Here is a 16,692-nt window from a genome sequence, read left to right as displayed (position 1 = left end):
GCTTGTCGGACTAACACTCTTGGAGTTACATACCCCTCACGTCGCCGACGGCGCGTGTCCTGGAGGAAAACAAACACCCGCCATCTGCCGACCCCGGAAGGGGGAAACTGATGCTGCGCACGGTTCGACGCGGTGCGGTTCCACTCATGTGCGGCCTCGCCGCGACGGTGGGGCTCGCCCAGTACGCGACCGCCAGCCCCGCACCAGCAAGCACGATTTCCGCGCGATCCACCACGGTCGCGGCCGCCGATCAGAACGCCGGCCAGAGCACCGACCAGAGCGCCGCGGCGCGCCACGACGCACCTTCGGACTACTGGGCTTCGCAGTTCCAGTTCGACAACAACGGCACGCCGTGGTCGACGGCCGACTTCGCGGCGGTCAAGGCCAAGGGGATCAACCGCGCAGAGCTCAACATGCCCTGGTCGAAGCTGGAGCCGGCGCGCGGCACCTTCGACTTCACCGAGATGGACCAGGAACTGGCCAACGCCGCCGCGGCGGGCGTCAAGCTGGTGCCGATCTTCTGGCAGTCCGGCTGGGGCGGAAGTCCGGCGACCTTCGAGACCGACCACGAGGTGACCAGCACCGGCGCCACCGGCGTCGCGCTGGCCTGGTGGGACAAGACCGAGCAGAACGACTACTTCGCCTACGTCACGGCCACCGTCGCGCACATCACGCACAGCCCGGGCTACGGCGGTTCGTTCATGGACTACGGCCACCTCGACGCGCAGTGGCTGGACAACCCCGGCGAAGGCGGCTGGGCTCCGGCGGACATCGCGTACTTCCACACCAACTGGCTGCCGGCCACGTACAAGACCATCAGCGCCTTCAATGCCAAGTACAGCACCACGTACACCTCGTTCGGCGAGGTACCGGCCGCGCTCCCCGGTGCCCCGTTGGACAGCGTGTACCAGGCGTTCCGGCAGTGGAGTGTGCAGGACACCTACGACCGGCTCACCGCTTCGGTCCGCAAGGTCAGCAACGGTCCGCTGTTCTACTACTTCGGCGGGCACGTCGCCAACGCCCCGCAGCTGGGCAACCTACCGGACATCTTCTTCAACCTGGCCAGGAAGTATCACGCCACGGTCGTCGAGGACGCCGCGAACTCCGCCGGTCTGAGCCTGCTGTTCGGCAGCCTGGGACGCGCCTACCAAGTCCCGGTCGCCCAGGAGTGGACTGTCTTCGGCACGGACGATCAGATCCCTGCCGAAGCCGTGAACTGGCTGTCCATGTATCCCATGATGCTGCCCCACGGCGGCGGTGAGGACTTCTTCATCCACGACGGCACGACCAAGGACGTCATCGGCTACCCGATCTACACCTCCTGGCTGCCGACGCTGCAGAAGATCACCGGCTCCTACCCGACGCAGCCGGTCGCGGTCTACATCGACTACTCGCAGGCCCGCGGCAACGACAGCGGCGGCAGCCTGAGCAGTGTCGAGAACAGCATCGGCGCGCTGTGGTCCGGCTACCAGGCCGGCTTCTCGGTGGTCACCAGCGAGGAGATCGCGAACCACGCCGACAGCCTGTCGCACTATCGCGCCGTGCTGCCGATGAACGGCTCGGACGCCAACATCGCCGCGTACCAGAAAGCCGGCGGAACGGTGCTGAGCAACGGATCCCAGCTTCCTTCCTACGCACCGGCCTACGCCGACCTGACCAGCCAGCAGGCGCTCCAGGTCGTCCCGGCCACCGCCGCGGACCACCGCAGCTCGGCGATCTCGCTGGGCGAGGTGAGCCCGACCTTCGGCTACACCGGCTCGGTCACGCTGCACCCGAACGGGCTGAACCTGGTCAAGGGCACCTACCACGTCGTGGACGCGCTGACCGGACAGGTCCCGGCGCAGAAGGCGCTGTCCGACGGCAGCGTGTGCGTACCGGTCGCGATGAAGTCCGCGCAGCTCGACCAGTGGTCGATGCTGCCCGGCGCGGCGCCGACCGGCACCCCGGTCCCGGCGGCGTGCCCGACCACCAGCGGCGGCGCGACCTCGGTCACCGGTACCGCCGGACAGAGCGGCGGCGGTCTGATCTTCCTGTCCGTCGGCGCGACGGGTCTGGGCGGCGACGGCAACCTCACCCAGGTCACCCAGGACGGCCAAACCGCTTACGAAACCTGGACTTCCGCGCAGAGCGGCGTCACGCCGGCCAACGTGTACCTCCAGCTGGACCCCTCCAGCCAGGTCGCCAAGGCCTCGACGGTGACGGCGAGCGTCACCTACTGGTCGGTCGCCGGCCAAGGCTTCCAGGTGCAGTACGACTCCCCCGGCGCCCCGTACTTCGGCGGACCGACCGTGGCGGGCAGCGGTACCGGCAGCTGGCAGACCGCGACGGTGACGCTGACGAACGTGCAGTTCGCCGAACTGCAGAACCTGTCCGCGGACCTGCGGCTGGCAGTCACCGATCCGACTCAGCCCTTGTATGTCAGCAGCGTGACGCTCTCCAGCAGCTGACGCCGCACGCCTGACGCACTTCCGCACCACCGTTTCGAAGGGACCGCCCCACCGTGCACGACGACCGCAAACTGGTGGAAGACCGCATCACGCGGTATCTGAGCCACGTTCTCCAACCCGCTCTCCATCCCGAGCGCACAGCGCTGACCGTCAGCGCCTGGCACGTCCCCGGCGAACCCGTGCCGGTGGCCGAGGCGCTCGCCGTCCCGCAGGGGCAGTACCGGCCCTTCGCGATCGGCGAGGCGTGGGGCGGTCCCTGGTCCACCACCTGGTTCCGTTTCTCCGGCACCGTTCCGGCCGCCTGGGCCGGACGGCGCGTGGAGGCGGTGTTCGACCTCGGATTCGATCCGGGCCGGGGTCCCGGCGGCCAGGCCGAGGGCCTGGTCCACACCCCCGACGGCCGCGCGCTGCACGGTCTGCACCCGATGAACCGCGACGTGTTGGTCAGCACAAGCGCCGAAGCCGGTGCGAGCGTTGAGTTTCTCGTCGAGGCCGCCGCCAACCCCGGCATCGAGAGCGCGCACGGCCGCGACACCCACTTCGGCGACCGCGCCACCGCCGGCGAGGACCCGCTGTACCGGCTGGTCTCCGCCGACCTCGCGGTGCGCGACGATGAGGTCTGGCACCTGATCCACGACGTGGAGGTGCTGGACCAGCTGATGCGCGAGCTGCCGCTGGACAGCCCGCGCCGGCACGAGATCATGCGGGCCCTGGCCCGCGCCGCCGACGCCACCGACCCCCGCGACGTCTCCGGCACGGCGAGCGCCGCCCGCGGCGAACTCGTCGAGGCACTCACCCGCCCGGCGTACACCTCGGCGCACAAGATCAGCGGCGTCGGCCACGCGCACATCGACTCGGCGTGGCTGTGGCCGCAGCGCGAGACGATGCGCAAGTGCGTCCGCACCTTCAGCAACGTCCTGTCCCTCGCCGAGGAGTACCCGGAGCTGATCTTCGCCTGCTCCTCGGCGCAGCAGTACGCCTGGGTCAAGCAATCGCGCCCGGAACTGTTCGAGCGCATCCGCAAGGCGGTCGGCGAGGGCACGTTCGTCCCCGTCGGCGGCATGTGGGTGGAAGCCGACGGCAACATGCCCGGCGGCGAGGCACTCGCGCGCCAGTTGGTGTACGGCCGCCGCTTCTTCGCCGAGGAGTTCGGCATCGAGCAGGACGGCGTCTGGCTGCCGGACTCCTTCGGCTACACCGCCGCCTACCCGCAGCTGGCCCGGCTCGCCGGCGCCGAATGGTTCCTGTCCCAGAAGCTGCACTGGAGCGAGACCAACGAACTGCCGCACCACACCTTCGCCTGGGAGGGCATCGACGGAACCAGGATCCTGACCCACTTCCCCCCGATCGACAGCTACAACGCCGAACTCACCGGCCGCGAACTGGCCCACGCCCAATCCAACTTCCGCGACAAGGGCGACGCCACGATGTCGCTGGCACCCTTCGGCCACGGCGACGGCGGCGGCGGTCCCACCCGCGAGATGCTCGAGAAAGCCCGCCGCCTCCGCGACCTGGAAGGCTCGCCACGCGTAGAGGTGCAGAACCCCTCGCAGTTCTTTCAGGAGGCAGCCGCCGACTACCCGAACCCGCCAGTGTGGCGCGGCGAGCTGTACCTGGAGTACCACCGCGGCGTGTACACCAGCCAAGCCCGCACCAAGCGCGGCAACCGTCGCTCGGAGGCACTGCTGCGCGAGGCGGAGCTGTGGTCGGCGACGGCGGCGGTGCGCACCGGAGCGACGTATCCGCACGAGGAACTGGACGACTTGTGGCAGCAAGTGCTGCTGCACCAGTTCCACGACATCCTGCCCGGCACCTCGATCGCGTGGGTGCACCGGGAGGCCGAGGCGGTGTACGGACGGATCCACGAGCGGCTGGAAGCGGTGATCGCGCAAGCTGCCGATGCGCTGGCCGAGGACGCGGGCAGGGGCGCGGGTTCGGATGGCGACGATGCGGCATCGAGTATCAGTGTTCTGAATGCGGCGGCGCATGATCGCCGTGAGGTGGTCTTGCTCGCAACTGCAACCACAACCGCACCCGCCGCCGAAGCGGCGCACCAGGTCCTCTCCGATGGCCGGGTGGCGGCGCTCGCCGATGTTCCGGCGCTCGGTATCGGCTCGTTGCTTCCCGAACTCGCCGATCTGGCGCCGGTCACCGTCACCGCGGACTCCGGCGGCGGCTTCGTCCTCGCCAATGGCGTCATCGAGGCGCATATCGACGCCGACGGTCTGCTGCGCTCCGTGCGGGACCTCGCTCTCGGCCGCGACGCGATCGCCCCGGGCGGTGCGGGCAACCTGCTCCAGCTGCATCGCGACCAGCCGAACCTGTGGCCGGCGTGGAATCTGGAGCGCCACTATCGCACCGTTCGGACCGACCTCACCGCCGAGCACGGCGCTCCGGCTACCGTGACCCTCCTGGACGCGGGCCCGCTGGTGGCGACCGTGCGGGTCGAGCGGACGTTCGGCGACTCGCGGCTCGTGCAGGATGTGCGGCTCGGGGTCGGCTCGCGGCGGCTGGATGTCGTCACCGACATCGACTGGCGGGAGCGGGACGCGGTGCTGAAGTCCGCGTGGCAGTTGGACGTGCATGCCGAGCACACCGCCGCCGAGATCCAGTTCGGCCACGTCAGCCGCCCGACGCACGAGAACACCTCGTGGGACGCGGCGCGTTTCGAGGTCTGGGCGCACCGCTGGATCCACGTCGGCGAGCACGGCTGGGGCACGGCGCTGATCACCGACTCCACCTACGGCTACGATGCTTCGCGTCTGACCCGCCCGGAAGGGGGAAGCACCACGACCGTACGGCTGACTCTGCTGCGCGCGCCGAACTCCCCCGATCCCCAGGCCGATCTCGGGCGGCACCGGTTCGCCTACGCCGTCGTGCCCGGCGCCGACACGCGCGCGGCACTGGCCGAGGCGCACGCGCTCAACCTGCCGCTGCGTGCAACTGCGGCGGGCGGCAGCGGGCAGTCCCTGGTCACGGTCGACAACCCCGATGTGGTCGTGGAGTGCGTGAAACTCGCCGACGACCGCTCGGGCGACATAGTCGTCCGCCTCTATGAATCCCGGAGCGGACGTGCGGAAACGCGCCTGGGCTTCGGCTTCCCGGTCGCCGAGGCCTCGATCACCGACCTGCTGGAGCGGCCCGACACTCCCCTGACGATCGACGCCGACGCGGTCGATCTGACGCTGCGTCCCTTCCAGATCCTCACCCTGCGCCTGACCCCCGGTTCCTCGGATGGGTGAGGTGCCCTCCTCCGGCGCGGCGCCGGGTGCCGACGGGCACTCGGTGCTGCGCCGGTGGGCCGACGGCGACGGTCAGCAGGCGTTGCGCGCGTCGATCGTGCTGCTGGCCGCCGAGGGACTGCGCAACGCCGACATCGCCCGGCGCCTGGGCGTCTCCCGGCAGACGGTCAGCACCTGGCGCAAGCGCTACGCCGTCGAAGGACTCGACGGCCTGCTGGACCGGGCCCGCACCGGACGCCCGTCGGCGGTGGACGAGGGCGAGATCGTCGCCAGCATCCTCACCTCCACCCCGGACGCCCGCACCTCGCGGATGGTCGCGCGCCGCCTCGGCTGCTCGCACACCGTCGTCGCCGAGACCCGGCACCGCTGGAACCTGACCGGCAGCCGGCTGACCGTGCCGCAGATCCCGGTGATCCCCGCGCTGGAGCCGAGCGATCTGTGGCCGGTCGGGCTGCATTTGGACGCCGGCTGCACGGTTCTGGTGCTCGCCGGACGCTCGGTCGCGACAGTCCCGCCGCCCTCGGCCGAACCAGCCGTCGATCCCTACGCGCTGGCAGCTGTCGGGAACGCACTGACCGAGGCGACGGCTGCCGCGCAGGCCGAAGCCGCGGCGCCCGCGCCGATCGCCGGCCCAGGCCCTGGCTTCGGATCCGGCTCTGTCTCTACCTCTGGGCTCAGTTCCGGACTCACCTCCGGGCTCAACTCCGGCACCCACCACGACACCGATTTCGTCGGTCCCTTCCTGGACGCCGTCCGCCGCACCCACCCGCTGCCGGAACTGCACGCCGTGATCCTGCGCGCCGAACCGTCCAGCACGCGGCCGTTACAGACCCAGATCGCCGAGCGCTGCTCGCATCTGGGGATCACCGTCCACCAGCCGCCGGAGCGGACCACCGGGCTCTCGTTCACCCGCGCCGTGCTGGCCCTGGACGCCGCCCGGCATCCGGAGTCCTCCACCCGCGTGCTGCTCGACGTCGCCTCGGTCCTGTCGCGCTACGTCGACGGCCCGGAAACGGCGCGGGTCCGCTGGATCCGCGAACCGCTCCCGGCACCGTCCGCCGCGCCTCCGACGCTCCCGCTGCCCTCACCGGGCCATTCCGGTCCGGGGACCGGCGGCGGAGCGAACCAGATCGACCTCGGCTCGTTCAACGAGTGCGTGGTGATCGAGACGGTGCGGCTCGCCGGCCGGATCACCCGCGGCGAGATCGCCGAGCGCACCCGGCTCACGCAACAGTCGGTGTCCCGCATCGCGCGCTCGCTGATCCAGCGCGGACTGCTCGTGGAGGAGCGGCAGCGCCATTCCGCCGTCGGCAAGCCGAGCAGCCCGGTCCGGCTGCGGGACGGCGCGGCGCACGCATTGGGCATCCACATCGACCCGCATGTGCTGACCGCGGTGCTGGTCGACCTCTCGGGGCGGGTCGTCGCCAGGCGGTCCGAACCGATCACCTCCGACCCCCGGCCGGGCGCGGTCGTGACCCAGATCGCCGACCTGGGCGAGACAGTGCTCGAACAAGCCGGGCACGGCCGGTGGGAGGAGGGGTTCCTCGGCATCGGCGTGGCGACCCCCGGTCCGGTGGACACCGTCTCCGGGACGGTGCTCGATCCGCCGCTGATGTCGGTGCTGCGCGACGTCCCGCTGCGCACCTTGCTGGAGCGCCGGTTCTCCTGCCGCATCGTGATCGAGAAGGACTGCTCGGCGGCGGCGGTCGGCGAGCGCTGGATCGGCCGGGACAGCCGCGCGTGCGACTTCGTGTATCTGTATCTGGGCACCGGCGTCGGGACCGGGCTGTTCCTCAACGGCGACCTGTATCGCGGACTGACCGCGAACGCCGGCGAGTTCGGCCAGCTCTGCGCGGTCACGCTGGGCCGCTTCGACGAGTCCGGACGGCCGGAGATCCTCCCGGAGTGCAACCCGGGGAGCTACGCGCCGGCGGAGCATCCCTCGCGCGCGATCGGGCGGCAGCGCTCGAAGCTGACCGTGCAGCAGGCGGCGAAGGCGGTCAGCCGGGGCGTGCTGTCGGTGATCGACCTGCTGGACGTCGGGCTGGTCGTGGTCGGCGGACCGTTCTTCACCGGCGAGGTCGCCGACGTCTGGCTCACCGAGATCGAGCACGCGGTCAACGCCTACCCGACCGCGCGCCGCTTGCGCCGCATCCGCGTCGAGCGCTCGGTGAACAGCAGCGAGGCGGTCGCGGTCGGCGCGGCGTCGACGATCTTCCACTCCACGTTCACGCCGAGGCTGCGGCGCTCGCCCTGAACCGGCACACAGCAAGAGGACCACTGCATGAACGACCTGCGACTCCCGCCTGAGGACCGCGGCTTATCCCCCTGTACCGGCTGGACGCGCGCGCACTGGGAGGCGGTGGCCGACCACTGGCTGCTGACCGCCCGCCGCCACGCCTCACCGGACGGCGGGCTGATCACGCCGCCCGGACGGCCCTCGGCGGCCGGAATCCGCAGCGACGGCATCGAGGGCTTCGCTCGCAGCTTCCTGACAGCGGCTCCCCTGCTGGCGGGCCGCGCCGAGGACCCGCACGACCACGCGGGCTGGTACGCCCGCGGTCTGGCCGCCGCGATGGCTCCCGATGGCCCGGACCGGTGGGGGCGGGCCATCGGGGTAGACGAGATCAAGCAGTGGAACGGCACGCCGCAGCCCATCGTGGAAGCCGCGAATCTCGCCTTCGGGCTCGCCGTCTGCCGTGCGCAGCTGTGGGACCGGCTGGACGAGAAACTGCGCGATCAGACCGCCGACTGGCTGACGCACCACGCCGTGAAACACGGCTCGGACAACAACTGGCTGTTGTTCACGGCGGTGATCGAGGCGTTCCTGACCTCGGCGGGATACGACGTTCCCGGCGGTCACGCGCAGGAGGACGTGGACGTATTCGAGTCCTGGTATCTCGGCGACGGTTGGTACAACGACGGTCCGATCGGCCCGACGACCGGACACGGGAATCGAGTCGACCACTACAACTCATGGGTGATCCACCCCTTCCTGTGGCAGTGGTATCAGCTCTCTGAGCAAGCCGTTGAGCGGCGCGAGCAGTACTTGCGGCGGTTGGGCGAGTTCGCCGACTCCTACGCGCTGCTGTTCGCCGCCGACGGGTCGCCGCTGCATCAGGGACGGTCACTGACGTATCGGCACGCCGTGTTGGGCGGGTTGTGGACCGCCGCGCTCGCTGGAGTCGGGAGCGAGTCGGCGGGGGCGACGCGGCGTCTGGCTAGCGGCGTGCTGCGGCGGTTCACTGTGGAGTTGGGCGCCGCGGTCGACGGGCCGCCCTCGTTGGGCTGGAGCTCGAGGCAGTTCCTGCCGATGTGCCAGGTCTACAGCGGACCCGGCTCCCCGTATTTCGCAGGGATGGGGTTTCTCGGGCTCGCCGCTCCCGCCGACCATCCGCTGTGGACCGAACCGGAACAGCCGCAGCCGTCGGAGCGCGCCGACCGCGGCGACTGTGTCAGAACCCTTCATGCCGTCGGGTGGGTGATCCGCTCCGGCGACGGCGTGGTGCAGATCGCGAACCACGCCAGCGATCACGTCATCGATCCGGCTACGGGCAGCGGCGATCCGCACTACGCGTCGGTCGGCTACTCCACGCATACCGCGCCCGGCGTCGGCGACGCCTGGATCGCAGGCGTTGACGGGCAGTTGGCGCTGATCGACGAGTGGGGGCGCGCGAGCCGGCGTGAGGGCTTGCGCGGCACGGTCACCGGCGAGAGGTGGGCTGCCTCGTGGTACCGGCCGCGGATGGGCGGCGTCGATGTGCCGGGGGCGCGTGTGGTTGCGCTGTCGATACTTCATCAGGGCATTGAGCTGCGTGCGCATCTGGTCACGGCGCCGCCGGGATGGACGGTGCGGGAGGGTTCGTTCGCTGTTGCCGGCGCTCAGGAACCGGTTGCTGAGGGCACTGCGATACGCGGCGACGATGTGAGCGTCGAACTCACGCCTCTGCACGGCTGGACCGGTTCCGGCGTTGCCCGCTTCCAAGGTGGCAACGCGTTCGGCGAGTACAGCGCCACGCCCTACCTCACCGCCGAACCGGTTGCGGGGTTGCCGACGACATATGTCTCAGCGCATCGGCTGGGGCGTGATTCGGTTGGCTCGGTCCCGGTCACGATCGCGGTGACCGCCGACTGCCTCGTCGCGACGTGGGACGACGGCCGGCGCGACGAGTTCGTGCTCGGAGAGCTTTTCGGCTGACGGCGTCCGGCGTCCGGCGTCCCGCGTCAGGCCCAGTCGATGCTGCTGTCCACGGTGAGTTCGCGCAGCTCCGCCGAACCGTCGTCCTCGTCGTCCCCGGCGGCGGCCAGGGCGTCCTCGTCGCCGTCGGCGTCCGCGTCCTGGCCGAGGATCAGGTCGAAGATGCCGGGCAGCCAGCCCAGCGCCTGCTCGACCGCCTTCAGCGCCACCATGTTGGGGGGATTGCCGGCCTCGACGCGCGCGATCACCACTTCCGTGACGTACGCCAGATTGGCCAGGTCGGACTGACTCCAGCCCCTGGCCTCCCGGGCCTTGACGATCATCGCGGCCAGGCGATCGTAGTTCCCGCTCACACACCCATCCTGGGGTATAGGGCGGTTCGGTGGTGAGGGGTTCGATCAGAGATTTGTCACGCCGGTCCGTCAGCACCTGCGATACCCGCGATATCCAGAAACGCTGTAGCCGCAGGCGTCGTCCACCACCGGGATAACGGTCAACCTCGTATGCGACATCGCGCACCAACCCCGCAGCCTCGAAAGCCAGGCGGCCGGAAACGTCGGCGGCGCCTCAGGAAACGCCAGCCGCGGTCGGGTCAGGGTGAGGATGACCGTGTGGGTGAAGACGAGGGTGATGGTGCAGCTGAAGGCTTGGTCGCGGTCCCGAGGATGTGCGTCTGGATCGGCAGCGGGATCCGGCTCTCGGGGAACTCGAAGCAGTCCAGCTCGGTGACCGTGAAACCGGCGGCGGCGATCGCGGCGGCGGTGTCGCGGGCGGTGTGGCAGCCGCCGGCGAACAGCGGCCAGACCGTCGCGTCCAGGGCGCGCTGGACGCGGCGCATGCCGGCGGTGCCGGCTTGGACGTGCTCGAAGAAGTGCAGCGTGCCGCCGGGTCGCAGAACCCTGGCGATCTCGGTGAGGGCGATGCCCTGGTCCGCCACCGAACACAGCATCAGGCACGCCACCGCCGCGTCGAAGGATCCGTCGGGGAACGGCAGCGCCTCGGCGCGTCCCTCGACGACCTGCACCGGCACCGGTGCGGAGCGCGCCGCCCGCTCGGCCAGGGCACGCAGGTCCGGCTCCGGCTCGACGGCGACGACGCGGTCCACCGCGTGGGGATAGCGCGGGAAGTTCAGGCCGTTGCCCGCTCCGACCTCGATGACGTCGCCGCTCAGATCCGCCAGCAGGCGGTCCCTGTGCACGCCGATGCCCGCCTTCTCCAGGGAAGGTCCGGCGTACCTCGCGTAGATCCGAGCGAAGACCGGATGTTTGATCCTGCCGCTCATCGCCGCCTCCTGAGGGGTCGCTCCGCAGTCCCCGTCACCTCCCATTCTGCGAGGTGGCGGGGGTTCTGCGCAGCCTCGGCTCAGCCGGCGGCCGGCAGCGCGGCGAGGATCTCCGCGGTGGTCCCGTTCTCGGCCAGGCGCGGGAAGATGCGCTCCACACTGTTCAGGTGCGCCTCGGCGTTGGAGTCGGTGACCGCGTCGGTGGCGATCGTGACGTGGTAGCCGTGCTCGTGCGCGAAGCGCGCCGTGGACTCCACGCCGATGCTGGTCGCGATCCCGGTCAGCACGATCTGCGTGACGCCGCGGCGCCGCAGGTGCAGGTCGAGGTTGGTGCCGTAGAAGGCGGACCAGTTGCGCTTGGTGACGCGGATGTCGCTCGCGTGGCCCTCGAGGTCGGCGATGACCGCGTCCCAGCCCGCGGGCATCTGCCCGGCCGGACGCTGCTGGTCGGTGCGGCCGGGCAGGGCGTCCGCGCCGTCCTCGGCGAAGGTGACGTTGACCAGCACGACCGGCAGGCCGCGCTCGCGGAACGCCTGCGCCAGCTCGACGGAGTTCTTGATCACGTCGGGGGTCGGGACCGGCGCGCCGGGCATCGCGGTGATGCCGTTCTGCAGGTCGATGACGACCAGCGCGGTCTTCGGGTCGATGGTGGTGATGGCCATGGGGGTGCCTTTCCTGGGGGACTGCGAGGGTTTCTTCGTGGGACGTTCGCGGTTCGGGAGCCTCAGGGCCTCAGGACCTGCGAGCTCACGGCGCGTCGGAGACCTTGCCGAGCAACTCGGCCGCGACCAGCACCGCGCGGATCTCCTCCGGCGTGCCGAGCTCGGCGAGCGCCCGGGCCATCCACTCCTGCCGGGCGTGCCGCTCGCCGTGGGCGCGGGTGCGTCCGTCCTCGGTGAGGCTGATGAGCTGGCGGCGGCCGTCGCCGGGGTCGGGGTCCCGGCGGACCAGCCCGGCCTGCTCGAGCGCGGCCACGGTCTTGACCGTCGCCTGGTGTGTGACCTGCTCGGCGCCGGCCAGCTCGCCGACCGTCGCGGAGTCGACCTTGCTCAGCCGGGTCAGGACCGAGGCCTGCGTGGGCGTCATTCCGGAGTCGCCGGGCAGCGCGGTGAGGCGGCGCCGCAGGCGGCCGAAGACGACGAAGATCTCCATGGCCGCACGCGACGCCGCCTCGGGGAGGTCGTCGGTACCGGTGGGGGGCTCGGTCACGCCCTCACGATAGATAGGCAACCTGGATTGCGCAACCTTGGCTGCGCAGCAGTCCCGACACCATCGTTCTCGGCTCTAGGAAGCCGGCCGGAAGGCCACGAATCCCGGCGCGTGCGTCACGAACGCCGGGTTCCCCGTGCCGTCCGCGGCGACCGACACGACGCCGGAGGACGTGGAGAACGCGACGGTCTTGCCGTCCGGGGAGATCGCCGGCTCGGTGCAGTCGGTGGTGGCGTGCGGGGTCAGGTCGCGCGCCGCGGCGGCGCTGCCGCCGGTGCTGGTCTGGATGCTCTCGACGAACACGTGCTTGTGCGCGCCGACCTGGCGGACGAACACGACCTCCGGCGTCCCCTCGTGGGTCGCGGAGCTGCCGACGAGGACGTAGTCCGGCTCGGACGCGTTCTTGATCGCCAGACCGCCCTGCTGGCGCAGGTAGTCGTCGCGGATGTAGACGTCGGAGGACGAACCGTTCTCGTGCTCGTACACCGCGCCGCCGTAGCGGCCGCCGCCGGAAGGCCAGTCGTTGGCGGTCTTGCTCGGCGGAGTGTTTCCCTGTCCGGGGTAGCCGCCGAGTGAGAGCTGCTTGGGTTGCGCGTCGTGGGCGTCGGTCGAGACCTCCCACAGCGTGGCGCCGCCGGCGGTCGAGGCGAAGAAGATGTTGTTCCGCGGCGGCAGGTTGTCCGCCGAGTCGGCCTGCGTGGTCTGCCACGTCGGGTGCGACCAGGTCTGCCCGCCGGGGTTGTGCGCCGCCTCGGTCCGGCCGGAGCCGTCGGCGTTCGCCACCACCAGGTTGCCGCCGCCGTCGATGAAGGCCAGCCGGGTGCCGTCCGGGGACCAGGCCGGGTCGTGCACCTGCGTGCCGAAGTCGACGGAGGTGCCGTTCATCAGAAGCTTGCTACCGCCCTCTGAGACCGTCAGACCGGTGCCGCCGGTGGCGTTCAGCGCCGACGGTGCCGACGTGGACGGCGCCGACGACGTGGATGCCGACGACGGCGCCGCCGCGCTGCTCGAGCTGCTCGCGCCGCTCGAAGCCCCCGCCTGCGCCGCGGCCGCGCCGCCGGACCCGCCCGCCCCCGCGGCGTTCGTCGTGCTCTGACATCCGCTCACCGCCAGCGGTGTCGCCAACGCTGCCGCGCACAGCGCGGTCCGGGTCCACATCTTGCGTCCGCGGCCAGCCATTTCGGTGCCTCCCCTGCCCCGTTCCAATGTCTGCTAAGAAGACGTTCGGATCTGAGGCAGGTTGCCTCGCCGCGTGCGACCATCGACGGGTGGACCAGAACGATCTCCAGAAAGCCGGGTTGCCGTCGCTGAAAGACGCTCAGCTGCGGCACATGCGCCAGCTGTTCCTGACCGTGGTCACCGGCGGGTTCGTCGTGCTGGTCCCGTGGATCGTCTATCTCGCCCTGGTCCTGCCGGACCAGCATCCGGAGAACGCCTGGAACGCCGCCTGGGTCGGCTTCGACACCCTGCTGCTGCTCGGGCTGTTCACGACGACCTGGGGCGCCTGGCGCCGGCGCCAATACACGGTGATCGCCTGCGTCTTCACCGCCACATTGCTGTTGTGCGACGCGTGGTTCGACATCTCGCTGGACTGGGGCACCTCCGACGAGACCGCGTCGATACTGTCGGCGGTGTTCGCCGAGGTGCCCCTGGCCCTGTACCTGTTCTACGCCGCGATGCGGATAGTGCGGATGACCATCCGCTCAGCCCTGCTGCTCGCCGGCTACCCCGGTCCCGTCCCCCAGTTCCACAAGCTCTCCATCGGCGGTCTGAACGAACTGCTGAAGTCCGTCGATGCCCGCCGCGAGCAGCCCTGAACCGATCATGTCCAGCAGCGTAACGGCGTCGCGGTCGGCCGAGCCGGGCATCGTGTAGTAGGCGATCATGCGCTGCCCGCCGGTGTTGGCCAGCTCCATCGCCTCGTAGTCCAGGGTCAGCGGACCGACGTCGGGGTGGTCGAAGAGCTTGGTGCCGCCGCTGACGTTCTTCACTTCGTAGCGCTCCCAGAGCCGGGCGAACTCCTTGCTCTTGACCACGAGTTCGCCGATGAGGCGCACCAGGTCCGGGTCGTCGGGGTCCGAGCCGGCCCGGGCCCGCAGGTAGGCCACCGAGTTCGGGACCAGCTTGTCCCACTCCGGATACAGCTGCTTGGCGACCGGATTCAAGAACAGGTAGCGGGTGATGTTGCGCTGCTTGGCCGGATAGTCCGACAGCCCGGGGAACAGCGCCAGCCCGGCGGGGTTCGCGGCCAGCACGTCGTTGGTCCGGCTGACGATGTAGACCGGGTTCGGGCGCAGCTGCTCCATCAGGATCAACGGGCCCTGACGGACGGTGCGGGTCCGGGTCTGGCGCTGCTCGACCTGCCGCGCTGGCCGAGAGGCGATCTCGCCGAGGTCGCGCAGATGCCGGTGCTCATCCGGGGTCAGGCGCAGGATGCGAGCCAGCGCGTCGACGACCGCCGGGCTGGGGTTGGTCTCCTTCCCGCGCTCCAGGCGGGTGTAGTAGTCGACGCTGACGCCGGCCAGGATCGCGACCTCCTCGCGCCGCAAGCCCGGGGTGCGCCGGACGCTCGTGCCGGAGGGCAGGCCGACGTCCTCGGGCTGGACCGCCGCACGCCGCGCCTTCAAGAAGATCCCCAACTCGCTGCCGTTCGTCATACCGCCAGCGTAGAGCCCTCGCGCCGGCTGTGAGGGGGTGTGCTGCACCCCGGCGCCGCGCTCCCCGGTTCGACGCGGTCTGTATGGCGACGGCGCGCGCCGCGATGGTTACAGGCATGACAGCTCTCACCGCCACCCGGCAGCGGGCCACAAACCCGACCGCCACCGCACCGGCCGCGCCCTCCATCACGACCTCCCCCGCGCCGTCCGCCGCCGCGGCCAAGCGCATCCTGGCCGCCTCCGTCTTCGGCTTCTTCCTCGTCGGCCTGGACGCCATGGTCGTCAACGTGGCGCTGCCGGCGATCAACCGCAGCCTGGCCGGCGGACTGGCCGGCGCGCAGTGGGTGATAGACGGCTACACGCTCGCCTTCGCCGCGCTGATGCTCTCCGCCGGCGCGCTGAGCGACCGGGTCGGCGCCAAGGCCGCCTACGGCCTCGGGCTGATCGGCTTCACGCTCTCCTCCGCCGCGTGCGGACTGGCGCCCTCGCTGGCGCTGCTGATCACCGGGCGCCTGGTCCAGGGCGCCGCCGCCTCGCTGATGCTCCCGGCCTCGCTGGCGCTGATCCGCCAGGCGTTCCCGGACCCGGCCGAGCGCAACCGCGCGATCGCGCTGTGGACCGCCGCGGGCTCGGCGGCTGCTGCCGCCGGACCGGTCGCCGGCGGGCTGATCACCGCCGCGGTGGACTGGCGCTGGATCTTCTTCCTGAACCTGCCGGCCGGCGCCGCGGCGCTCGCCCTGCTGGTCGGGACGCCGAAGCTGGCCCAGGCCACGAGCGCGGCGCGTGCCCACTTCGACGTGCTCGGACTGCTGTCCTCCGTGGTGGCGCTGGCCGGTCTGACCTACGGCTTCATCGAGGGCGGCTCGAAGGGCTTCAGCACCGCCCCGGTGCTGGCCTCGTTCGCCGCCGCCCTGCTGGCCTCGGTGGTCTTCGCCGTCGCCGAGTCCCGGCAGGCGCAGCCGATGGTCCCGCTGGCGCTGTTCAAGTCCCGGGCGATGTCCCTGACCGCGGCCGCCGGGTTCTCCGTCAACGCCGCCTTCTACGGCGTGATCTTCCTGCTGAGCCTGTACTTCCAGCAGGTGGCGCACAAGTCCCCGACCGTGACCGGTCTGCTGTTCGCCCCGATCACCGCGGTGGTGTCGGTGGTGAACGTGACCGTCGCGGCCCGCATGGTGGCCCGGATCGGCGCCCGGGCGTCGATGACGGTCGGCCTGACCGGCACCGCCGGCGCGATGCTCCTGCTGCTGGCGGTCCGCCCGGACCAGCCGGCCTGGGTCCTGGTGCTGCTGCTGATCCCGGTCTCCTTCGCCGGTGCGTTCGTGGTCCCGGCGCTGACCATCATGGTGATGGGCAGTGTCCCGGCCGAGCGCGCGGGCACCGCGGCCGGCATCGTGAACACCTCCCGGCAGGTCGGCGGCGCGCTGGCGGTGGCCGTGGCCGGGGCGCTGGTGGCCGGCGGCGACTTCGCCCACGGGATGCACGTGACGCTGATCGGGATCGCAGTGCTGCTGGCGGTCTCCGCGGTGGCGGTGCAGCTGCTGGCTCCGGGCCGCGAGCGGTAGCCGCTCCTGAGGTGAGAGCGAGGGAACCCGTCCCCCGGCGAGCGCGTCAAAGCCTCGCCGGGGGATGATGCGTCTTCGAGACTTCACGGGTAGGG

General features: G+C 70.8%; 13 protein-coding genes. 7 read left to right on the top strand and 6 right to left on the bottom strand.

The genetic code is table 11. The features are described from left to right. Positions 1-146 precede the first annotated feature (146 nt). Genes CACI_RS07965 through CACI_RS07950 form a run of 4 tightly spaced genes read left to right on the top strand, consistent with a single transcriptional unit; the run spans position 147 to position 9,887 of the window. Entirely contained in the window at positions 147-2,447 is a 2,301-nt protein-coding gene (locus CACI_RS07965) for a beta-galactosidase (RefSeq protein WP_041540116.1), read from the top strand. Between the two features lie 53 nt (positions 2,448-2,500). Then, the gene (locus CACI_RS07960) at positions 2,501-5,689 is read left to right on the top strand and encodes an alpha-mannosidase (RefSeq protein ID WP_012785810.1); all 3,189 of its coding nucleotides are present in this window, start codon (positions 2,501-2,503) and stop codon (positions 5,687-5,689) included. Continuing rightward, complete coding sequence (locus CACI_RS47615) at positions 5,682-7,946, top strand: ROK family protein (protein ID WP_012785809.1); 2,265 nt, start codon at positions 5,682-5,684, stop codon at positions 7,944-7,946. Before CACI_RS07960 ends, CACI_RS47615 begins: the two co-directional genes overlap by 8 nt. A 27-nt stretch (positions 7,947-7,973) precedes the next feature. After that, a complete protein-coding gene (locus CACI_RS07950; RefSeq protein WP_012785808.1) occupies positions 7,974-9,887 on the top strand; it encodes a DUF2264 domain-containing protein in 1,914 nt (637 codons plus the stop codon). A 26-nt stretch (positions 9,888-9,913) separates the two neighbouring features. Here the strand turns inward: CACI_RS07950 and CACI_RS07945 are convergent, their stop codons facing one another. The 5 genes from CACI_RS07945 to CACI_RS07925 all read right to left on the bottom strand — a co-directional run bounded on the left by CACI_RS07945 (position 9,914) and on the right by CACI_RS07925 (position 13,263). Continuing rightward, complete coding sequence (locus tag CACI_RS07945) at positions 9,914-10,240, bottom strand: helix-turn-helix domain-containing protein (RefSeq protein WP_012785807.1); 327 nt, start codon at positions 10,238-10,240, stop codon at positions 9,914-9,916. Positions 10,241-10,479: 239 nt separating this feature from the next. After that, positions 10,480-11,169, bottom strand: a complete 690-nt coding sequence (locus CACI_RS07940; RefSeq protein ID WP_012785806.1) for a class I SAM-dependent methyltransferase — start codon at positions 11,167-11,169, stop codon at positions 10,480-10,482. Positions 11,170-11,249: 80 nt separating this feature from the next. Further along, the gene (locus CACI_RS07935; protein ID WP_012785805.1) at positions 11,250-11,831 is read right to left on the bottom strand and encodes a hydrolase; all 582 of its coding nucleotides are present in this window, start codon (positions 11,829-11,831) and stop codon (positions 11,250-11,252) included. 85 nt (positions 11,832-11,916) lie between these two features. Beyond that, complete coding sequence (locus tag CACI_RS07930) at positions 11,917-12,378, bottom strand: MarR family winged helix-turn-helix transcriptional regulator (RefSeq protein ID WP_012785804.1); 462 nt, start codon at positions 12,376-12,378, stop codon at positions 11,917-11,919. 75 nt (positions 12,379-12,453) lie between these two features. Further along, positions 12,454-13,263 (bottom strand): TolB family protein, encoded by an 810-nt coding sequence (locus tag CACI_RS07925; protein ID WP_041540115.1) that lies wholly within the window; start codon positions 13,261-13,263, stop codon positions 12,454-12,456. 7 nt (positions 13,264-13,270) lie between these two features. On the opposite strand from CACI_RS07925, the gene CACI_RS49660 reads away from it, so the two are divergent. Both CACI_RS49660 and CACI_RS49655 read left to right on the top strand, forming a co-directional pair. Continuing rightward, on the top strand, positions 13,271-13,474 hold the full coding sequence (locus CACI_RS49660; RefSeq protein ID WP_143765174.1) for a hypothetical protein: 204 nt from the start codon (positions 13,271-13,273) through the stop codon (positions 13,472-13,474). Positions 13,475-13,646: 172 nt separating this feature from the next. Further along, positions 13,647-14,195: a hypothetical protein gene (locus CACI_RS49655; RefSeq protein WP_049871504.1), complete on the top strand. Its 549-nt coding sequence runs from the start codon at positions 13,647-13,649 to the stop codon at positions 14,193-14,195. On the opposite strand, the gene CACI_RS07915 is transcribed toward CACI_RS49655, so the two are convergent. After that, entirely contained in the window at positions 14,082-15,035 is a 954-nt protein-coding gene (locus tag CACI_RS07915; RefSeq protein WP_012785801.1) for a helix-turn-helix transcriptional regulator, read from the bottom strand. The genes CACI_RS49655 and CACI_RS07915 overlap by 114 nt on opposite strands. Before the next feature lie 116 nt (positions 15,036-15,151). Between CACI_RS07915 and CACI_RS07910 the strand changes: the two genes are divergently transcribed. Then, entirely contained in the window at positions 15,152-16,597 is a 1,446-nt protein-coding gene (locus tag CACI_RS07910; RefSeq protein WP_143765173.1) for a DHA2 family efflux MFS transporter permease subunit, read from the top strand. Positions 16,598-16,692 lie beyond the last annotated feature (95 nt).

It is taken from the genome of Catenulispora acidiphila DSM 44928, assembly GCF_000024025.1.
GTDB lineage: Bacteria > Actinomycetota > Actinomycetes > Streptomycetales > Catenulisporaceae > Catenulispora > Catenulispora acidiphila.
This window is presented reverse-complemented; position numbering and strand designations above follow the sequence as displayed.